Origin of the sequence: Microcoleus sp. Pol14D4 (assembly GCF_036701245.1) — a bacterium.
In the GTDB taxonomy this organism is placed as follows: domain Bacteria; phylum Cyanobacteriota; class Cyanobacteriia; order Cyanobacteriales; family Microcoleaceae; genus Microcoleus.
In genome coordinates this window covers 21053-38965 of the sequence record NZ_JAUBQM010000064.1, presented here as the reverse complement: position 1 = coordinate 38965, position 17913 = coordinate 21053, and the positions used below count along the sequence as shown (strand labels likewise).

The 17913-nt window shown below is 45.9% G+C and carries 18 protein-coding genes and 3 pseudogenes; 13 read left to right on the top strand and 8 right to left on the bottom strand.

All coding sequences use genetic code 11. From position 1 onward, the window contains the following. Nucleotides 1–311: 311 nt before the first annotated feature. A complete protein-coding gene (locus QUA33_RS20575; RefSeq protein WP_333150722.1) occupies nucleotides 312–545 on the bottom strand; it encodes a hypothetical protein in 234 nt (77 codons plus the stop codon). 132 nt (nucleotides 546–677) lie between these two features. Here QUA33_RS20575 and QUA33_RS20570 point away from each other — a divergent pair, with 132 nt between their 5' ends. Together QUA33_RS20570 and QUA33_RS20565 are read left to right on the top strand one after the other, a co-directional pair. After that, a complete protein-coding gene (locus QUA33_RS20570; protein ID WP_333150720.1) occupies nucleotides 678–890 on the top strand; it encodes a helix-turn-helix transcriptional regulator in 213 nt (70 codons plus the stop codon). Nucleotides 891–907: 17 nt separating this feature from the next. Beyond that, on the top strand, nucleotides 908–1120 hold the full coding sequence (locus QUA33_RS20565; RefSeq protein ID WP_333100103.1) for a helix-turn-helix transcriptional regulator: 213 nt from the start codon (nucleotides 908–910) through the stop codon (nucleotides 1118–1120). A 263-nt stretch (nucleotides 1121–1383) separates the two neighbouring features. On the opposite strand, the gene QUA33_RS20560 is transcribed toward QUA33_RS20565, so the two are convergent. Further along, nucleotides 1384–1608: a KTSC domain-containing protein gene (locus tag QUA33_RS20560; protein WP_333100101.1), complete on the bottom strand. Its 225-nt coding sequence runs from the start codon at nucleotides 1606–1608 to the stop codon at nucleotides 1384–1386. Between the two features lie 201 nt (nucleotides 1609–1809). On the opposite strand from QUA33_RS20560, the gene QUA33_RS20555 reads away from it, so the two are divergent. The 9 genes from QUA33_RS20555 (at nucleotide 1810) to QUA33_RS20515 (ending at nucleotide 13032) form a co-directional block, all read left to right on the top strand. Continuing rightward, the gene (locus QUA33_RS20555) at nucleotides 1810–2400 is read left to right on the top strand and encodes a chromophore lyase CpcT/CpeT (protein ID WP_333100100.1); all 591 of its coding nucleotides are present in this window, start codon (nucleotides 1810–1812) and stop codon (nucleotides 2398–2400) included. Nucleotides 2401–2510: 110 nt separating this feature from the next. After that, nucleotides 2511–3659, top strand: coding sequence for an NAD-dependent epimerase/dehydratase family protein (locus QUA33_RS20550; protein WP_333039493.1), 1149 nt, complete (start codon nucleotides 2511–2513; stop codon nucleotides 3657–3659). 500 nt (nucleotides 3660–4159) lie between these two features. Beyond that, complete coding sequence (locus QUA33_RS20545; protein WP_333150718.1) at nucleotides 4160–4339, top strand: hypothetical protein; 180 nt, start codon at nucleotides 4160–4162, stop codon at nucleotides 4337–4339. 13 nt (nucleotides 4340–4352) lie between these two features. Next, nucleotides 4353–5486: a glycosyltransferase gene (locus QUA33_RS20540; RefSeq protein WP_333150716.1), complete on the top strand. Its 1134-nt coding sequence runs from the start codon at nucleotides 4353–4355 to the stop codon at nucleotides 5484–5486. 587 nt (nucleotides 5487–6073) lie between these two features. Further along, the gene (locus QUA33_RS20535; protein WP_333150714.1) at nucleotides 6074–8728 is read left to right on the top strand and encodes a GAF domain-containing protein; all 2655 of its coding nucleotides are present in this window, start codon (nucleotides 6074–6076) and stop codon (nucleotides 8726–8728) included. Between the two features lie 150 nt (nucleotides 8729–8878). Next, entirely contained in the window at nucleotides 8879–10021 is a 1143-nt protein-coding gene (locus QUA33_RS20530) for a hybrid sensor histidine kinase/response regulator (RefSeq protein WP_333150712.1), read from the top strand. Nucleotides 10022–10171: 150 nt separating this feature from the next. Continuing rightward, on the top strand, nucleotides 10172–11002 hold the full coding sequence (locus QUA33_RS20525; protein WP_333150710.1) for a GUN4 domain-containing protein: 831 nt from the start codon (nucleotides 10172–10174) through the stop codon (nucleotides 11000–11002). Between the two features lie 728 nt (nucleotides 11003–11730). After that, nucleotides 11731–12321 (top strand): YdcF family protein, encoded by a 591-nt coding sequence (locus QUA33_RS20520; protein ID WP_333150708.1) that lies wholly within the window; start codon nucleotides 11731–11733, stop codon nucleotides 12319–12321. A gap of 165 nt (nucleotides 12322–12486) precedes the next feature. After that, nucleotides 12487–13032 carry a GAF domain-containing protein gene (locus QUA33_RS20515; protein ID WP_333150706.1) on the top strand — a complete coding sequence of 182 codons (546 nt, stop codon included), beginning with the start codon at nucleotides 12487–12489 and terminating at the stop codon, nucleotides 13030–13032. A 266-nt stretch (nucleotides 13033–13298) separates the two neighbouring features. Here QUA33_RS20515 and QUA33_RS20510 read toward each other — a convergent pair whose 3' ends face one another. From QUA33_RS20510 to QUA33_RS20490, 5 genes and pseudogenes are all read right to left on the bottom strand, one after another. Further along, nucleotides 13299–13832 carry a hypothetical protein gene (locus tag QUA33_RS20510; protein ID WP_333150704.1) on the bottom strand — a complete coding sequence of 178 codons (534 nt, stop codon included), beginning with the start codon at nucleotides 13830–13832 and terminating at the stop codon, nucleotides 13299–13301. A 154-nt stretch (nucleotides 13833–13986) separates the two neighbouring features. Beyond that, complete coding sequence (locus QUA33_RS20505; RefSeq protein ID WP_333039474.1) at nucleotides 13987–14625, bottom strand: lysophospholipid acyltransferase family protein; 639 nt, start codon at nucleotides 14623–14625, stop codon at nucleotides 13987–13989. 233 nt (nucleotides 14626–14858) lie between these two features. After that, nucleotides 14859–15092, bottom strand: coding sequence for a substrate-binding domain-containing protein (locus QUA33_RS20500; protein WP_333150702.1), 234 nt, complete (start codon nucleotides 15090–15092; stop codon nucleotides 14859–14861). A gap of 85 nt (nucleotides 15093–15177) precedes the next feature. Continuing rightward, nucleotides 15178–15384, bottom strand: a pseudogene (locus QUA33_RS20495) (transposase); the annotation flags it as partial. Between the two features lie 18 nt (nucleotides 15385–15402). Beyond that, nucleotides 15403–16516, bottom strand: a pseudogene (locus tag QUA33_RS20490) (IS630 family transposase). A gap of 66 nt (nucleotides 16517–16582) precedes the next feature. Between QUA33_RS20490 and QUA33_RS20485 the strand changes: the two are divergent. Then, nucleotides 16583–16696: pseudogene (locus QUA33_RS20485) on the top strand (IS5/IS1182 family transposase); the annotation flags it as partial. After that, nucleotides 16674–17156, top strand: coding sequence for a hypothetical protein (locus tag QUA33_RS20480; RefSeq protein WP_333150700.1), 483 nt, complete (start codon nucleotides 16674–16676; stop codon nucleotides 17154–17156). The pseudogene QUA33_RS20485 and the gene QUA33_RS20480, both read left to right, overlap by 23 nt. Before the next feature lie 245 nt (nucleotides 17157–17401). Here QUA33_RS20480 and QUA33_RS20475 read toward each other — a convergent pair whose 3' ends face one another. Continuing rightward, nucleotides 17402–17809: a ChuX/HutX family heme-like substrate-binding protein gene (locus QUA33_RS20475; RefSeq protein WP_333150698.1), complete on the bottom strand. Its 408-nt coding sequence runs from the start codon at nucleotides 17807–17809 to the stop codon at nucleotides 17402–17404. Nucleotides 17810–17913 lie beyond the last annotated feature (104 nt).

Genomic DNA, 17913 nt, shown 5'->3' with positions numbered 1-17913 from the left:
CTGACGGAGCTTGCGAGCGAACCCAGCTCACTCGCCGACCTTGGCAATACCGCAACGCAGTTGCGGTGAGCAGTTACAAAACTATCAACACCACAACTCTATCACCTACATCCCAATGAAGAAACTTGCCGTTCACTATAGCGCTTATAATTTAAATCTGAAATATTATAGAGTATAATAAAGGAAAAAAACCGAAAGAAATATCCGTTTAAAGATGATAATTGTAGCGTGGAGTCTGGCTAGGGGCCGACTTCTGGGTCATAACACAGGAGCGATCGCACTTGTTGTAAAACACGATCGCTCCTAATTAATTACAAGATTCGTTCTACTTGAGTCGATCGAACTTCTGGCAATTTCTCAGCCCCTGTCGTATCAAAAACGATCGCGTGTTTAGCCGTCGGCAACAACCGCTGTAAAATCTGTATGTATCCCTCCGCATCGCCCCGACGGTGGAACCGAGCAACCACCAATCGCTGCATATTCGGCAATTGCCGCACGATACACCAGGGATGAGTGTTTAATTTGGGCTTGGATGTTGGTATCATAGGGTAATCCTTCCCCACGTTCGTGGGGTGTGGTAGAAAAAGCGATCGCCCTTAAGTTTTCCAGGCTCTGAGGGCGATCGTTTTGAATTTTTTACAGTTTAAGGTTAAATCTAACCTGTTGTCAAGGACAAAATGGGGCGAGTTCGACTAAAGATTCGAGAGTTGGCAGAAGAAAAGGGCTGGACGCTGCAAGACGTGGCAGATCGCTCTGGGGTTAATTACAACACGGTTAAAGGGTACGCTAGACGCGATGATGGGATGAGTATGGTCGATCTGAGTGCCGTTCAGAAGATCGCCCTTGCTTTTGATGTCATGATTGAAGATTTGGTCGAGTTTTTGGAATAGTAAGGGCGATCGCGCTAATGGGATACGTTAGACTGCGGATTCGAGAACTAGCTGAGCAAAAGGGTTGGACACTAAAGCAAGTTGCCGAGCGATCCGGAGTTAATTACAACACTGTCAGAAGCTACGTTCAGCGCGATGCTTTAAACACAGTCGATCTTTCTGCTGTTTACAAAATTGCCCGCGCCTTCGACGTGACAATGGAAGATTTGGTCGAGATTTTGGAAGATTGAGGGCGCACCAATGAAGCGAGTTCCACTAAAACTTCGAGAGTTGGTAGAAGAAAAGGGCTGGACGCTGCAAGATGTGGTCGATCGCCAAGAGGGTTAATTACAAAACGCTTAAATGGTACGCTAGACGCGATGATGGGATGAGTATGGTCGATATGACCGGTGTTGAGAAGATCGCCCTTGCTTTTTGTCATGATTGAAGATTTAGTCGAGTTTTGGGAATAAAGGGCGCTCTCGCTACTGGGATATATTGATTAATGCCGTACTTATCGTCGCCGTTTCTTTACTTGTTGGTAGGGAAAACAATCAATAACGTCAGATAGCATATAACTACCTTTGGAATCTGATTCCATCAGTTCCAAGTAGACAGTCTTGGGAACTTCAAAATATCGATAGGTTTTGCCACTATTGAAAACAACTTCGAGGGTGGAGCTTTTCTCGTCATAACCAGCAGATTGGATCATGCTAGATGCAACAGGTTCTAGTTTCATGGTAATTCTGCGATGCTTTTCTGTAACTATTTATAGCCGATCGCCCTGCAATTTAAGTTAGCCCGCCTAAAAAAACCGAATACCCAGATCCTCGACTTCGCAGAAGTCCGGGATGTAGCGCGCGATCGCGCCTTATTTCCCCTAAAATAACTTTTACCAGAACCCCAATCTAAAATCTAAAATCCCAAATCTAAAATCGAAATGACTCATTCCACCGATATCGTCACCCTCGGCCGCTGGATGGCCGCCGACTTCAGCAACCAAGCCCAAGCCTTTGAAAACCCGCCCTTTTTCGCCCACATCCGCGTCTGCATGAGGCCTTTGCCGGTCGAAGTTTTGGATGGGCTCAGCTTGTACCTAGAACAAGCCTACGATATTGAACTGAATGTACCGTACCGAGTCCGAGTTTTGAAGTTAGTCCCGGTGGGCGATCGAATCGACATCGAAAATTATGCCATAGAAAACGAAGAACAATTCTACGGCGCTTCCCGCGACCCGCAGCGGCTGCAAGAAATCAAAACAGCACAACTGACTCTACTTCCTGGCTGCACCTTTATTACGCAGTGGACGGGCAACAGCTTCAAAGGGTTTGTCGAACCAGGAAAAGGCTGCCTGGTGGTCAGAAAGGGCAAAAAAACCTATCTAGACAGCGAATTCGAGATTGACCAAGACAAATTTATTAGCCACGATCGCGGACGCGACCCAGAAACCGACGCCCACGTCTGGGGAGCCCAGGCCGGCCCCTTTGAATTCACCCGCCGGGCCAGTTTTGCCGACGAAATTCCGGTTTAATCTAAAAAAACAGACTCCTTCCTGGGCGAACACGCTTGATTAAAGGTTCAGAATGCACCAATACCTGGTACATTAACCCAGTATTGGCAAGCAAGATTCACCGTTGATTTATGAAAGTCCTGGTTATTGGTGGCGATGGCTATTGCGGTTGGGCAACCGCACTCTACCTTTCCAACAAAGGTTACGAAGTTGGCATCCTCGACAGCTTCGTGCGGCGGCACTGGGATCTGGAACTGTGCAGCGACACCCTCACTCCCATCGCACCGATTCAGCAACGACTCCAGCGATGGCAAGATTTAACGGGCAAGTCGATCGACTTGTTCGTCGGTGACATTACCAACTACGATTTTCTCAGCAAAAGCATGAGAAAATTTGCACCAGAGGCGATCGTCCATTTTGGCGAACAGCGTTCTGCCCCCTTCTCAATGATCGATCGCGAACACGCAGTCCTCACCCAAGTCAATAACGTCGTCGGGACACTCAACCTGCTGTACGCCATCCGCGAAGACTTCCCGGAGTGTCACCTAGTGAAATTGGGGACAATGGGCGAATACGGCACCCCGAATATTGACATTGAAGAAGGCTACATTACGATCGAACACAACGGCCGCAAGGATACACTACCCTATCCCAAACAACCAGGCAGTTTCTACCACCTGTCAAAAGTCCACGACTCCCACAACATCCATTTTGCTTGCAAAATCTGGGGTTTAAGAGCCACCGACTTAAATCAGGGCGTCGTCTACGGCGTGCTCACAGATGAAACTGGCATGGACGAACTGTTGATCAACCGTTTGGACTACGACGGAGTATTCGGTACAGCCTTGAACAGATTTTGCATCCAAGCTGCGATCGGTCATCCTCTGACAGTTTACGGCACTGGCGGACAAACCCGCAGCTTCTTAGACATTCGGGATACCGTGCGGTGCGTGGAATTGGCGATCGCCAACCCCGCCGAAGCCGGACAATTCCGCGTCTTCAACCAATTCACCGAACAATTCAGCGTCGGCGACTTAGCCTCCTTGGTGCAAAAAGCAGGCATGGCAATGGGATTAAAAGTAGAAATCAACAACATCGAAAATCCCAGAGTCGAGAAAGAAGAACATTATTTCAATGCCAAAAACACCAATTTGCTAGACCTCGGTTTGCAACCGCACTATCTCTCAGATTCCCTGCTCGATTCTCTGCTGAATTTTGCTACAAAATATCAGCACCGTGTCGATAAAAACCAGATTTTGCCGAAGGTTTCTTGGAAGTAAGTTCTGGTATCTACCTGCGGGGTAAGAGATTTTTTAACGAACCGCGAAGGCGCGAAGGGCGCGAAGTAAAAGAAAAGATGGGAAGAGAGGAAAAATGTTTGCAATTTTAGAAGGGATTTCTTTGTAGATTAATTTTTTCATATCTATCTTTTTGATCTTTTGCTCTGTGTTCTCTGCGTCCTCTGCGCTTAATTGAAAAATGCCATAAGGTTGTTACTGCTGGCTTTTTGGGCATAAAGCCGTGAAAAGTCAAATTCTCGTTCTGTGGCTTTTGGTTGTTCTGCCTGGATTGTCAGCGAGTGCAGTTTGTGCTTATTATTTAATAGCCGAAGGGGTTGCAGTAACGGCGAGTTATCAAAATTAGCGCCGAGCGAGTGAGCGAAGCCCGATATGCCACTGAAACAGCAATATTATAAATTGCCAGAACATCACAGGAAATTCACAGAATTAATTGCTTTGCCGAAAGTTGGGATGAATTTTAGGTAGGAGAATTTTATCAATTGGCATTCCGGGAATTTGCATCTTATCCCAAAAACCTCTCGCTCCAAATTAGCGGTAGTGAAGCAGAAAGAACAAGTGTAGAAAAGCAGCCGATCGCACGCCATGACTTAGCTCCCCGCGAGACAGTGTATCCTGTTACCGATGACCTTGGCCGCAGGCTACGATTATCGGCTCCCTAAGTAACTTATTTTTATGAAAATTGCTCTGTTCACTGAAACATTTCTGCCAAAAATAGATGGCATTGTGACGCGCCTGATTCACACTGTAGATCACTTGCAGCGCGCGGGCGAACAAGTTCTGATATTTTCTCCAGATTACGGGATCAAAGAATACAAAGGCGCCCGAGTTTACGGTGTGGAGGGCTTGCCTTTGCCGATGTACCCGGAATTGAAAATGGCACTTCCTTCTCCGGCTGTCGGTCGCCAATTAGAGCAGTTTAAACCGGATATTATTCACGTTGTCAATCCCGCTATTTTGGGATTGGGCGGTATATATTACGGGAAAAAGTTCAACATTCCAATTTTGGCTTCTTACCACACGCATTTGCCGAAATATTTGCACCACTACGGTTTCGGAGTCCTCGAACCTTTATTGTGGGAACTACTCAAAGGAGCGCACAACCAAGCAGAATTGAATCTCTGCACTTCCACAGCAATGGTGGAGGAATTGAGAACCCACGGCATTGAGCGAGTAGATTTGTGGCAGCGGGGCGTAGATACTGAAATGTTTGTCCCGGAATTGGCAAGTCGAGAAATGCGATCGCGCCTTTCTCAAAATAACCCAGACAGTCCCCTGCTGCTGTACGTCGGCCGCCTCGGTGCAGAAAAAGAAATCGAACGCATCAAACCAGTTCTCGCAGCGATTCCCGATGCCCGCCTCGCCTTAGTGGGAGACGGCCCGCACCGGCAAACCCTTGAACAATATTTTGCCGGTACACCCACCAATTTTGTCGGCTACCTCAAAGGGCAAGAACTCGCAACAGCTTACGCATCGGCCGACGCCTTCATTTTTCCCTCCCGCACTGAAACCCTAGGCTTAGTTCTCCTAGAAGCAATGGCTGCGGGGACGCCTGTAGTGGCGGCGCGCAGCGGCGGAATTCCCGATATTGTCACCGACGGCGTTAACGGATATTTATTTGACCCCGCCGAGGAAGAAGGAGCTCTGGCTGCCACCAAGCGTCTGTTTGCGAATCCCGAAGAACGGGAAACCATGCGCCGTAACGCTCGCCGAGAAGCCGAACGCTGGGGTTGGGCCGCGGCCGCTGCACAACTGCAGCGCTACTATCAATCAGTGGTATTTGCCGAGTCCATGCCCAGAGCAGCCTAAATGTCAGGATCTGTAGCACCTTTAAACATCGCTGCCAGCAGCTTAGCTTCGCTGTTCGATCGTCAGTTGGTAGTGAGGAGGGATATTTTCAAAGATCGATCTAACTTTTTTGCTGCATAAATTACCGTCGCTATCCTGCTGTTGCATTTACCATTAAACTATGAGTAAGCTCTGTAGGAAGGCCTTGCGCGCTGCTTTCATAGCGCCCTTTACCTGACCGGATACGGTCGCCGAGTGCGCTAAAACAGTCACACCGCGCGCTGCTGTCGAGCACAGAGCGTCAAATCCACACTGCACTCTCGATCGAACTAAAGCCTGTCACCTAATTTTCAGGCTTTAGTTTTGCGAACTCAAGTTCAGCTTGAATGGACGAACCCTCATCAGTATCATCGAGGTTGTAAAAAAGATCGATCGAGCATACATAACAAGCAAACTGAAGTTGCGTGCGCCACTTTTGAACTCAGGATTCATCAAAACGGCAAGCGAGTGCCGACGCGCTTGCAAACAAATTCAAGAGTGTGCACTGCCGCCGAATCTAGCGCGGCTCAACCTGCAGTCAGTTTACCCTTCTGAGCAAGCAGTTAATCATGACCTTCTCCAATACTGGTAGCGTTCTGGCTACACTGACTCAAGTCAATTTTATGGGGGCATTGACCTCCCGTGTTAAGAGCCTGCCAGTTCCTGAATTAGTGTGCCTGCTGGACTTTATCACGGCTGAATTTCAGCAGTTTATCCGGGCGATGGACCTGATTAACAATGAAGCACTCGAAAGTCTCTTAGAGCAACTTTTAGATGCCTTCACTGTCAAAATTGGTCAAATTCTGCAAGCAGACCGGACAACAATTTTTTTGGTTGACTCCAACAAAAATCAACTGTGGCACAAAACACTCGATCCACTTACGGGCGAGGATGTAGAAGTGCGCTTGCCGATGGATGCAGGCATTTTAGGCTACGTAGCAACCACCGGAAAATCGATCAATGTCGCCGAAGCTCGATCGCACGAGTATTTTAATACCGAAGTAGACGAACCACCGGGCTACCAGATCGAGACCATGCTCTGTATGCCGATTTTTAGCAGCAAGAGCCAAGACGAACCCGTAGCAGTGGTCAGACTCTTAAATAAAGCTGGCAATGTCTCCTTTAGCGAGGAAGACGAACAGCAGTTCCAGGCTTTTGCAGATTCGATCGGGATTATTCTAGAAAGCTGTCAGTCTTTCTACGTCGTGGCGCGCAACCAGCGAGGGGTTGCCGCACTTTTGAAAGCCACAACGACTTTGGGTCAAAGTCTTGACTTGGAAACAACTTTGCGCTCGGTCATGGATCAAGCTCGCGACTTGATGCAGGCCGATCGCAGCACGCTATTTTTGTTAAATCGGGAAACCAACGAACTTTGGACAAAAGTCGCTAAGGCCGACGGTACAACGATGATGGAAATCCGTATTCCTGCGAATAGGGGAATTGCGGGCTACGTGGCTTCGACCGGTCAACCTCTAAATATTACAGATGCTTACGACGATCCCCGCTTTGACCCATCTACAGACCAGCAAACGGGATACCGCACTCGGACTGTCTTGTGCATGCCCGTGCATAACGCTAAAGGTGAGCTGATCGGGGTAACTCAGCTCATCAATAAGAACCAAGGTACTTTCACCCCTTCCGACGAAGAGTTTTTGCGAGCGTTTAATTCCCAAGCGGGAATGGCGCTGCAAAATTCTCAACTGTTTCAGAACGTGATGGTGGAAAAGCAGTATCAAAAAGATATGCTGCAAAGTCTTTCTGATGCAGTCATTTCCACGGATTTGAAGGGGCGAGTTGTTACTATCAACGAAGCAGCCCTAGAATTGTTGGGCTGTCCGGTAAATCAAGCTAAAAGCAAACACAATCCCCAGATTTGGGAAGATAAACTGGTGAATCGCTATGTTTGGGAAGTTGTGCCGATCGACAATTTGCAATTTCGACTAGAAGACAGTCTCAAAAATGCTGCCCGACATTACGTTCCCGAACAAAGTTTAACTGTGGGACTGTTGGTAGAAAAAACACTTAATTCCCAACAACAAAAAGAAGAAGAAGAAAGTTATATTTTGGCTGTGCCCGATCGCGCTGAGCCTACTTTATATTACGCTTGGGGCGAAAACCGCGCGTGGACTGAGGAAGTAGCGCTGGCAGAATTAGCTAATGCCCAATCTCTATTTGCCCTGCGAAATTCTGCCCTATATCACCCTTATTGCCCGCTGCCGATCCCCGCCTCTCGAATTAAAGTAATTGAACGCAGTTTGAATTTGACTGTCAACCCGCTGCTCAATCCAGAAGGTGGCGTGCGCGGCGGTTTAGTCGTGCTCGAAGATATCAGTCGCGAAAAGCGGATGAAAAATACCATGTACCGCTACCTGACTCCTGGAGTCGTAGATAAAGTGATGGCCTTGGGCGAAGGCGCTCTGATGGTAGGCGAACGCAAAGAAGTTACTATTTTATTTTCCGACATTCGCGGCTACACCACACTCACCGAAAATCTGGGAGCGTCCGATGTGGTATCCCTGCTAAACGAATATTTTGAGACGATGGTGGAGGCCGTTATCCACTACGAAGGCATTTTAGACAAGTTTATCGGCGATGCTTTAATGGCGGTGTTCGGCGCGCCCCTGCCGCTCAATCCCCCGGAAAGTCACGGTTGGATGGCGGTTCAGTCGGCTTTAGATATGCGCCGGCGTTTGAAAGAGTTTAATGATTCTCGCCCTAGTGCAGATCCGTTTCGCTTCGGAATTGGGATTAGTTCCGGAGAAGTAGTTTCGGGAAATATTGGTTCTCAAAAGCGAATGGATTACACGGTAATCGGGGATGCGGTGAATTTGAGTTCGCGATTGGAACAGCTTACAAAGGAGTACGGATGCGATATAATTTTGAGCGAATTTACATACAGTTTGTGTCGCGAAGGAATTTGGGTGCGAGAGTTAGACAAGGTGCGGGTTAAGGGCAAAAATCAGCCGGTAGGTATTTACGAGTTGCTGCAAAATAGTTCTGAACCCATCGACGGGGAAACCGTGCGGTTTTTGGAACTTTACACTAACGGTAGGGAGGCTTATATTGCTAGAAATTTTCAGAAAGCTATTAGTTATTTTGAAGCAGCTTTAGCAATGCGACCGAGCGATAGACCTGTGGAAGTTCACCTCGACCGATCCCTGAGATATTTGGAAGTACCCCCGCCTGATGATTGGGACGGCGTGCATACGATGACAACCAAGTAGTAAATTATATTACATCCGAGTGTTCAAAAGTAAAAAGATTTGATAAAGTTGTGAGATCTTCCTTATGACAGAGTTAACAAGTGTAAAAATGTGAAAATATGAATCGGATGCCATATTAAAGTTAGTATTTATTTCCAGGCTAACAATTAAATGAGTTATTTATCTGTTCCGAATGCCACAAAAGCCGATCGGATTCTGGTGGTAGACGACGCACCAGATAATGTTTTGTTGGTTCAAACAATCCTAGAAGAAGAAGGTTACGAAATTAGTACGGCCGAGAACGGCTTTTCTGCCTTGAGCCAAATTGACAAGTCAGCCCCGGATTTGGTACTGCTAGACGTGATGATGCCGGGAATGGATGGTTACGAAGTCACTAAACGAATCCGAGAAAATAAGGAATTGCCCTTTATGCCGATTTTGCTGATCACTGCTCACGACAGTGCGAGCGTAGTGCAGGGATTGGACATGGGAGCAGACGATTTCATCCGCAAACCAGTCGAAATGGATGAACTGTTGGCGAGGGTTCGATCGCTCCTGCGGCTAAAACACAGCGTAGACGAGCGCAATTCGATCGCCCTCCAGCGCGAAGATTTTGTCTCCCGGCTCGCTCACGACTTGCGGACGCCCCTCGTAGCAGCCGATCGAATGCTAACTTTAATGCAGCAGGGAGCTTTGGGAGAAATTTCCCTTCCCATGCGCGACGCTTTCGGGACGATGGTTCGCAGCAACAAAAACCTGATCGCGATGGTAAATATGTTGCTGGAAGTCTACCGCTACGAAGCAGGCCGCAAATCGCTAAGTTTCGCTGCCGTGGATTTGCGCCAGCTTATTACTGAGGTAGCTGAAGAACTAGCTCCCCTAGCGGATGCTAAAGGTTTGTCGGTAAATTTAGACTTGACAGAAAGTGCAGAAAGTGCACCAATTGCGAAGTATCCGGGCGATCGTCTGGAGCTGCACCGCTTGCTGACCAATCTCATCGGAAATGCGATTAAATTCACCGACAAAGGCTCAATAGATATCACCTTAAAAGCTGCCAATTCACCTGCTTATACGAGCTTCAAAAACCAACCGCTGGCATGGGTAATTATTGAAATCCAAGACACCGGCGCTGGAATTTCTCCCACCGAAAAAGCAAAGTTATTTGAAAGGTTTGGCCCGGGAACTCACAAGAGATCCGGTACAGGTTTGGGACTGCACCTCTGCCGCCAAATAGTCGAAGCTCACCGCGGTACGATCGAGGTAAAATCAGATTTGGGCAAAGGCAGTTTGTTTACTATTCGCTTGCCTTGTTAAATCGGTATCAATAACTCTAACTTTCGGGTGCGAAATGCCCACATTACTGCAGATAAACTGTAATTGTAGGTTGCAAAGTGCGTACCTAATCGAATAGTGGTTAATTTACCCGATGTCATATAATTACTTGGCAACCGAATGTATGGCAATATGTCTAAATGTCCAGTGTGCGGTGCTGAATACATAGAAGAAAAAGCAGAGTTTTGCTCGATTTGCGGGTGGGATTTGACTCCCTACCCGCAACGTGCTAAGCCTTCCAAAACTTATTTAAAAAAAGAACAAGTTAGATTGCAGTGGGCAAAACAAATGTGGGAAATGGCCCGCAATCAACAAAATTGGTTAGCTAAATTTGATGAGTTGCAGGGGGAATTGCAGCAAGGTGCGATCGCCCGCACATACATTCAATCTCAGTTAGAATGGGTTCTGTACCGCCTCGAACAACTAAACCCCGAATTGATTGTCAGCACTCTACAGCGACTCGAAGACAAAATCGGCGCTATACCTGACTCAACTCCGGCTATCTCCGAAGTGGGGATGGACTACCGCCAACTGACAAAGCTATTAGAAACGGGAAAATGGCGCAAAGCTGATGAACACACTTGGGAAATCTTGCTGCAAATCGCTGTCAGGGAAGACGAAGGCTGGCTGAGTGCAGCCGATATTGACAGTTTCCCTCCTACAGACCTTCGCACGATCGACCAACTTTGGCAACAATACAGCAGCGGGCGTTTCGGGTTGAGCGTGCAGCAGCAGATTTGGGAAAGTACCGAGGCAAATTATACTGAATTTTGCGATCGAGTCGGCTGGCGAGTCAAGGAAAATTGGAAATATTACAGCGAGCTCTCCTTCAACGAAGATGCTCCCCCCGGACATCTCCCCGTCACCGCATGGAGGCAGCGCGCCTGTTACGGTGCTGGTAAACTCACCGCAGCAGAAAACTTTGCCCGCATCGCTGCGAAACTGGCAACTGGCGATCGGTAGTCATCCATAATAAAAAAATCAAAATCGACATTAACTGCTATAATCAAAACGGTTTAGCAACTGGGGCTGTGGCTCAGATGGATAGAGCAAGCGCCTCCTGAAGAATCGGGCACCCTGCGAGGAAACTCTGGGAGTGAATGTGGTCAAATTTGGTGAAACCTAAAGAGTTCGTGGGTTCCTACGACTCTAAGGCAATACCAAGCCAAGCCTGAGTTCAGGGCGATTAAACAATCGCCTATATTGAAATCAGGAAGGTTTAGAGACTAGACGGTCACCACCTAAAAGCTGCAAGCATATGGTGAAGGTATAGTCCAGAGAGTGGGGAAACTCACACAAATCTGAAGCGCTAGGTCGCCGGTTCGAACCCGGCCAGTCCCGTTAAAAATCAAGAAAAATTAACAGCAGGAGGGGTAAGCCTAAGTTTTGCCCCTCTTTTTTGCATATCTGCTAACGAATTCGCCCACACACGAATACTTGCTTGAAGACGAGGACTTACGCAGAACCTCTATAGAATCCATCTGAAATCTAAAATCTAAAATCTAAAATCACCTGTTTAAGCCCCACCACAAGCGTAGAGTCAATCTAAAATCTAAAATCTAAAATCTAAAATCTTATGATCCCCCGACCCTTTTTTAAATTTTAATTTTTAATTCCTGTTAGTGGGCTATACGTGCGGTATTTTTTGTTATGGTTCCTTTGTGAGTTACATAAAATTTTTATAGGTTTAGATGTGGTTAAGAATCAACTCAAACACGCAGCGTTACAAGCGTTTGAACACTTCACGCAGTTTTTGGTTCCTAGTAGGGCTTTTGACGGCGTGCTGGTTTGGCTATCAGCACGTTAAGAGCGAATTTCAGAGACCCCAAGCTTTGTTAGTTCTAGGTGGGGCTACGGAGCGAGAGGTGTTTGCCGCCAAATTTGCTCGGGCTCATCCTGAATTGCCGATTTGGGTGTCGTCTGGGAGCAATCCTGAGTTCGCGGAATGGGTATTTTCAGAAGCGGGAATTGAGTCCGATCGCCTGCACTTAGACTACAGAGCGGTGGATACGGTAACAAATTTTACTACCCTCGTAGATGAATTGAAAGCTCAAGGGATTGAGAGCGTGTATCTGATCACTTCTGACGATCATATGCGGCGAGCTCAGATTATCGGCGAAATCGTACTCGGCAGTCGAGGCATTAGTTTTAAGCCTGTGGCAGTTCCGTCTGGGCGAACCCCCGAACCGGTGGAAAAAGCTGTTCGCGACGGCGCTAGGGCTATTCTTTGGCTGACAACCGGTTATACGGGTGCTAACTTCAGCCAAGCCAGAATTGAATAAACACAGGGAAGCATTGAGAAAGTGTTAATTTTTTGCCATTCTCTCTGGTTTTAAAACTTGTTTTCTATAACTATTTAAGGAACGGGAAAGATGCTGATGATAAATGCGTAACAGAAGAGAACGAGTAGTTTAAAATCAGTATATGAACTTCAATAGCCAAAGTTAATGACCGAGCAAATTCTGTCACAGGTTCTGGATAAAATTTTGAGTGACACCAAAACACCGGATGCTGTTTTTTCGGCTTTGGTGCAGGCTTTAGGCGAGGTGTTAAATTGCGATCGCGTCTTTATCTACCTCCGCAATCCTGAAACGCAAATGGGTAGAGTACCTTACTGCTGGCGTCGCAACTCAAAGTATCCCCAGATTTGGGACGCGGAATGGAAAAAAGAACCAGAATCTTTAGGGGAAGAAGACCCTTTGTTTGCAGCAGCTTTGCGAACTGAACCGTCGATTTTTGTTGAGGATGTTGAAACAGCCAATCCTGAAGTTGTCAACAAAGATTTTGAGGCAAAAGAGTTCGGACATCGAGCTTTGATTCACGCTCACCTTTGTGCTGACGGCTTATTGTGGGGGGTTTTGCAGCCTTGTATGTTCGATCGCCCCAGAATTTGGACTGACTTCGATCGCCAAGTTATCGCAGCAGTTACAGAAAAAATTTCGCCTTTAGCTGTCGCTTATGTCACCGCCTCAGCATCAAAAGATGAGCGATAAAAATCAATAATTGACTTGTAGGGAGGGGGTGGGCAATGAATGAATGTAAATTTAAGACTAAAACCACCTCTAGAGCGTGGTTTTAGCCGAATCTCAATGCCCTTCGCGGGGGACAAAAGAGCATTTCCGGTTCCCCCCTTTTTAAGTTAGGAGGGATCTATGCGCTAATTTTCACACAAAAGTCTGGTACTAAATGTGAGCTAGTTGTTATCACCAAGGGTGGGGTGTACATCGCCCTACAGATAGAGCTGGTACACAATTCCTGTTTAAAAAACGCCCCAATTTTGAATGCCCCGACTGCTGAAAACCCCTTGATCCCGACTAATATCATCCTCAGCGCCATCTACTACCACCAAATAATCTCCCGCCCGCAGGCGATCGGTGTAAATTCTAGCTGTTTCTTCGGGAATTCCCAAGTCAGTCAAGGCCTTCACCACTCCACCGAAAGCCGCCGCCGAGACGCCAGTGCTTGCTACGCTAGCCACCAGTGAGGCGCCCAAAGTGCCCGCTGCAATCATCGGCCCGATTCCGGGAATAGCTAAACTTCCGAGACCCACTAGCACGGTGGCTAAAGCACTATTTGTCAGAGTGTCTGCTACCACTCCTGCTCCTGTGTCTAGATTTTTATCGCCCACCTGAGCGATCGTTTCAGTCTCGCCTACAGACTCGCCTGCATCCCTAGCAACAACCGAAACTTTATCCATTGGAAACCCGGAAGATTTCAATTCTGTCAGAGCTTGCTCCGCATCTTCGCGGTTAGAAAACAATCCCAACGCGCGGGTTTGATTGCTTGTTACCATATCTTTCTTCTTATCGCATGTAAAATTAAACTCAAATTCAAGCCTAATTATTGCGCTTGTTTTCAATCACTTATATTGATATTTTTCGATATTTATCTTCAGCATTTATCTATCTGTAGATATAACCTTAAAAACAGCAACAAAAGTTATAAAATCAGCGACCCAAATCGTGCATGGCATTAATCTCGATCGCACATCTTTGAGTCAGCGCTTGCAACTCCTCGCGATCCGACGAACCGGGCGCTTCAATTAGCTTGCCAATTCGCACCGTCAGCGGCACCGGACGCGGCACTGCCGAACCTTTGGACGAAATGGCGTGAGTTCCCCACAAACTAACAGGTAACAGCGGCGCTTTAGCCTTAGCAGCTATCAGCGCAGCACCTAATTTAGGTTCAGTAATTCTGCCGTCTGGGGTGCGAGTTCCCTGCAAAAATACACCAGTCGCCCAGCCATTTTCCAAAGAATTGATCGCCGAGCGAATTGCACTGCGATCGGCACTTTCCCGCTTCACTGGATAAGCACCGTAAAGCGTAATTGCCTGCTTCAAAATAGGAACTTTAAATAACTCTTCCTTTGCCATAAATGCGACAGGCCGCCTCATGCAATTCGACAAAATCGGCGGGTCAAAATCGCTGGCGTGATTGCTGACTACTACCACAGGCCCTTCTGTCGGAACATTTTCTGCACCGTAAATGCGGCCTCGAAAGTAAAGGTGCAGCATCGGGCTGACAATTGACCATTTGAATAAATAGTAGAGAAGTAAACTTTCGACGGGTTCGCGACTTTTGCTCACAGAAAAACCTTAAATTTTAAATTACATCGAATATTAGCCTATCAGTTCAGCAATGACAAATGAATAGTATTTTGAGATTTGTAGGGTGGCCGACGGTTGGAAACCGCGCCTACACACACAAAACCCACCTACGTGGGTTAAAGAAGAAGTCCGCCTGCGCGGACGCAAGCTTGTGTAGCGCCAGACTTAAGTCTGGTGGACTATTTCAGTGAATGTCGGAGGTTTACAAAGGCTCAATTTCCGGCCAGCATAGCTTTCTGTCCTTCCGAAGAAGTCGCATAGCCCAAGAAATCCTTAACTGCTTGGCGAGGAGGATTTTTGTAGGCGTAGTACAACTGCCGCTTGTAAGGATAGTTACCCGCATCCGGCGTCGCACTGTTGACTGGAACAACGCGCACCGCTTTCTGATTGACTACTTGAGCGAATGTGGCATAATCAATGCCGTTGTTGCCTAAAGCTTGCAGCATGGGAGTTGTCGCATCTCGATCGATCTTAGTGATATTCGGCCCCGTGCCAAAATTAGCGTGGTTCTACCGAACCTAGTATGTAAAACTAACTAGCAAAATGCCAATGTAAGAAGCTCCTAAGAATAAAGTTGTCAAAATTTCTAAACCCATAAGCTTTTCTTTTGATGAGCTTTAATTTGTTATTAATTCCTTCCACAACTCCTTGAGTAGTCCTCCGATCAAAATACGCAATAATTTCTCCAATCCACCTAATAATTGTCCCACAGCTTTTGGGGAAAACGGAAATTGCATCCTTTAAGCTGTTGCACATTTAAACTGTGATACAAGCATTGCCCTTATTTTTGATTTTGCGACCCCATTTAATTATTAATTGCCCTTCATTTAAGAGGCGGTGCAATAAATACTCTAGCTCTTCAATAGATGTAAAAAGTCGATTGGCAATATATTCTTTTGCCGAATGCCATACTAATTCAATTAAGTTATAGTCGGGGCTGTATTCGGGGAGAAATTCTAAATGAAGGTTAGGCATTTCTGTTTCAATTATTTTCAGGTACTCTTGTTTCTTGTGAAAACTAGCATTATCAAGGATCATCACTATTTTGGCTCCTTTTTCCGCAAATTCTGAGGCTTGATTACCTGCTGATACCCATTCATTAATTAGCTCTTCATGAAACAGTTTTAGCACTCGATCCAAAATTATATGAATTGCCTTTTTTGAGTAACTCTACCCACCTTTTTTTATCGGAATTTCTCACTCCTCCCATTACATTAACTCTGCCTTTTCTTCGGTCTCCTCTGACCTTTTTTCGGCTGCCTTTTTTACACCAGTTCTTTCTTCGGGTGACTCTTAAACTAAATCCACTCTCGTCCCAAAACCATACCTGTAATCGTTTTGGAGTTTCTTTTTCTATTTTTAAATATTCGGCTATCTTTATTTTAAATGCTGTTCTTTTTTCGGGATTTCTCTTTGACTCCAAACTATACTTTGCCCAGATGTAAACATACTTTTTTTTCTTTAATATCCTCCGAACTTGTCCTCCACTTAATTTTATTCCTGTGGAGTCTTCTAAGTATGTCGCTAATCTCTGCGCTGTCCATCTTCCAAATTCATATCCTAATTCTTGAGGGTCTTTTCCTATGGTTTCTAATAATATCTCTATATATTTATCTGTGGCTTTTTTGTGATTGCCCTTCATCCTTTCATCTATTAAACTTTCTAGATTGTCGGGGTCTCCCTTGATACACCAATAAGATACTTTATTTATTGAACAACCCAAAAACTCAGCGATTTTAGCTTGTGTTTTTCCGTCATTTAGCAATAATAAAATCAGAATTCTTTCTCTGATATTTGCCTTTTCTTCCTCTTTTAAGGCTTTCTGTAGTTTCTCTATTTGTTGGGAATTGAGATGGTTTTTGGCAGGCATTTTTGTAGAGATTGACTAAACTTAATTTTTATTATACCCTATTTAAAGGTACAACAGCTTAGGAAGCTGAAAATTTTTCGGATTTTGTCGGAACGTTACCGAAATCGCCGACGTAGATTTGGTTTACGCTTCAACCTGATTGCAGGCATCTATAACTATGAACTTAACCTTTCAGAATGACTTTTGCAAGAGGTCTACTGTTGAAAAATTGACTTCTTTATATGGGCTTCGTTGGTCGGCAGCAGAAGTCAATTTACGCTATCTTAAAACCACGTTAAAAATGGAGATGTTAACAGCTAAAACTCCGGTGATGGTGAGAAAAGAAATCTGGACACATTTATTAGCTTATACTTTATTACGTACCATTATGTGGCAGGCTGTATCTTCGTCAGAAAATACAGTTTTTCAACTCTCATTCCAATCAACTAGGCAGCAGTTTAATCTGTTATTGACGCTGTTGGCAACTACAGGAAAACGCCAACAGCGACAATGGCGTCAATTACTTTTGGAACAGGTGGCAACTAATTTACTCACGATTCGACCTGAGCGTTCTGAACCCAGAGTTTTAAAACGCAGGCCGAAACCGTATCCTCGAATGCAGGAACCTCGCTCTGTCTTGAAAGCTAAACTGCGGGCGTGATTAAGCCTTTTTCAGTGCCATTGGACTTGAGATTTCTCTTTCTCTTTTCTCTGCGAGTTCTGCGCCCTCTGCGGTTCATTAATTCAAAAATTAGACAACAAATCCGTTAAACATCATATTTTATACCATTTTCATAAACAGGCAAGATGCCTGTTTATGAAAATAAATATTCTGCTTGTGGGGAGTAGGGGTTGGGCATCCTACCCGCCCCCCAGATGCAATTTAAAGGTGAGAAAGCCTCTGTTTTAAAGCGCCTCAACAGGTGCAGGTTCCCAAACCTCCCCGTATTTTTCCTTCAAGTCGTGCCAATTCTCCACCTGTCCTGGTTCGTATTCCCCCGGCTTTCCCCACTGCAAAAACGCGCTCAAAGCAGCCTCATTTTGTTCGTCCAGAAAACGGATTGCATAAGTAGTAAAATTGCCTCTTTTAGCCTCGCCCATTTCAAACTTCACCTGTTTTATTTTGTCCATATTCAGATGAAACTCAAATATTTCGGCGTGCATATTGGCATACTTTCCCTTCGGCAACTCCGCATAAAACAGCTTGCGAATTGAACCGCGCACTTCCAGCACAGCCGCGCTGCTAGTCACGATTAAACGCAGCGTTCCCAAGTGTTCGCAAGCTTCCAAGAATTCTTTCAGAGTCGCAGTCATATCAATTTTGGATTGTGGATTGTGGATTTTGGATTAAATCGATCAGAAGAAAATGGTATTTTGGAATTAGGAAAAGGAATTAGAGAAAAAAGGATAATTCTTCC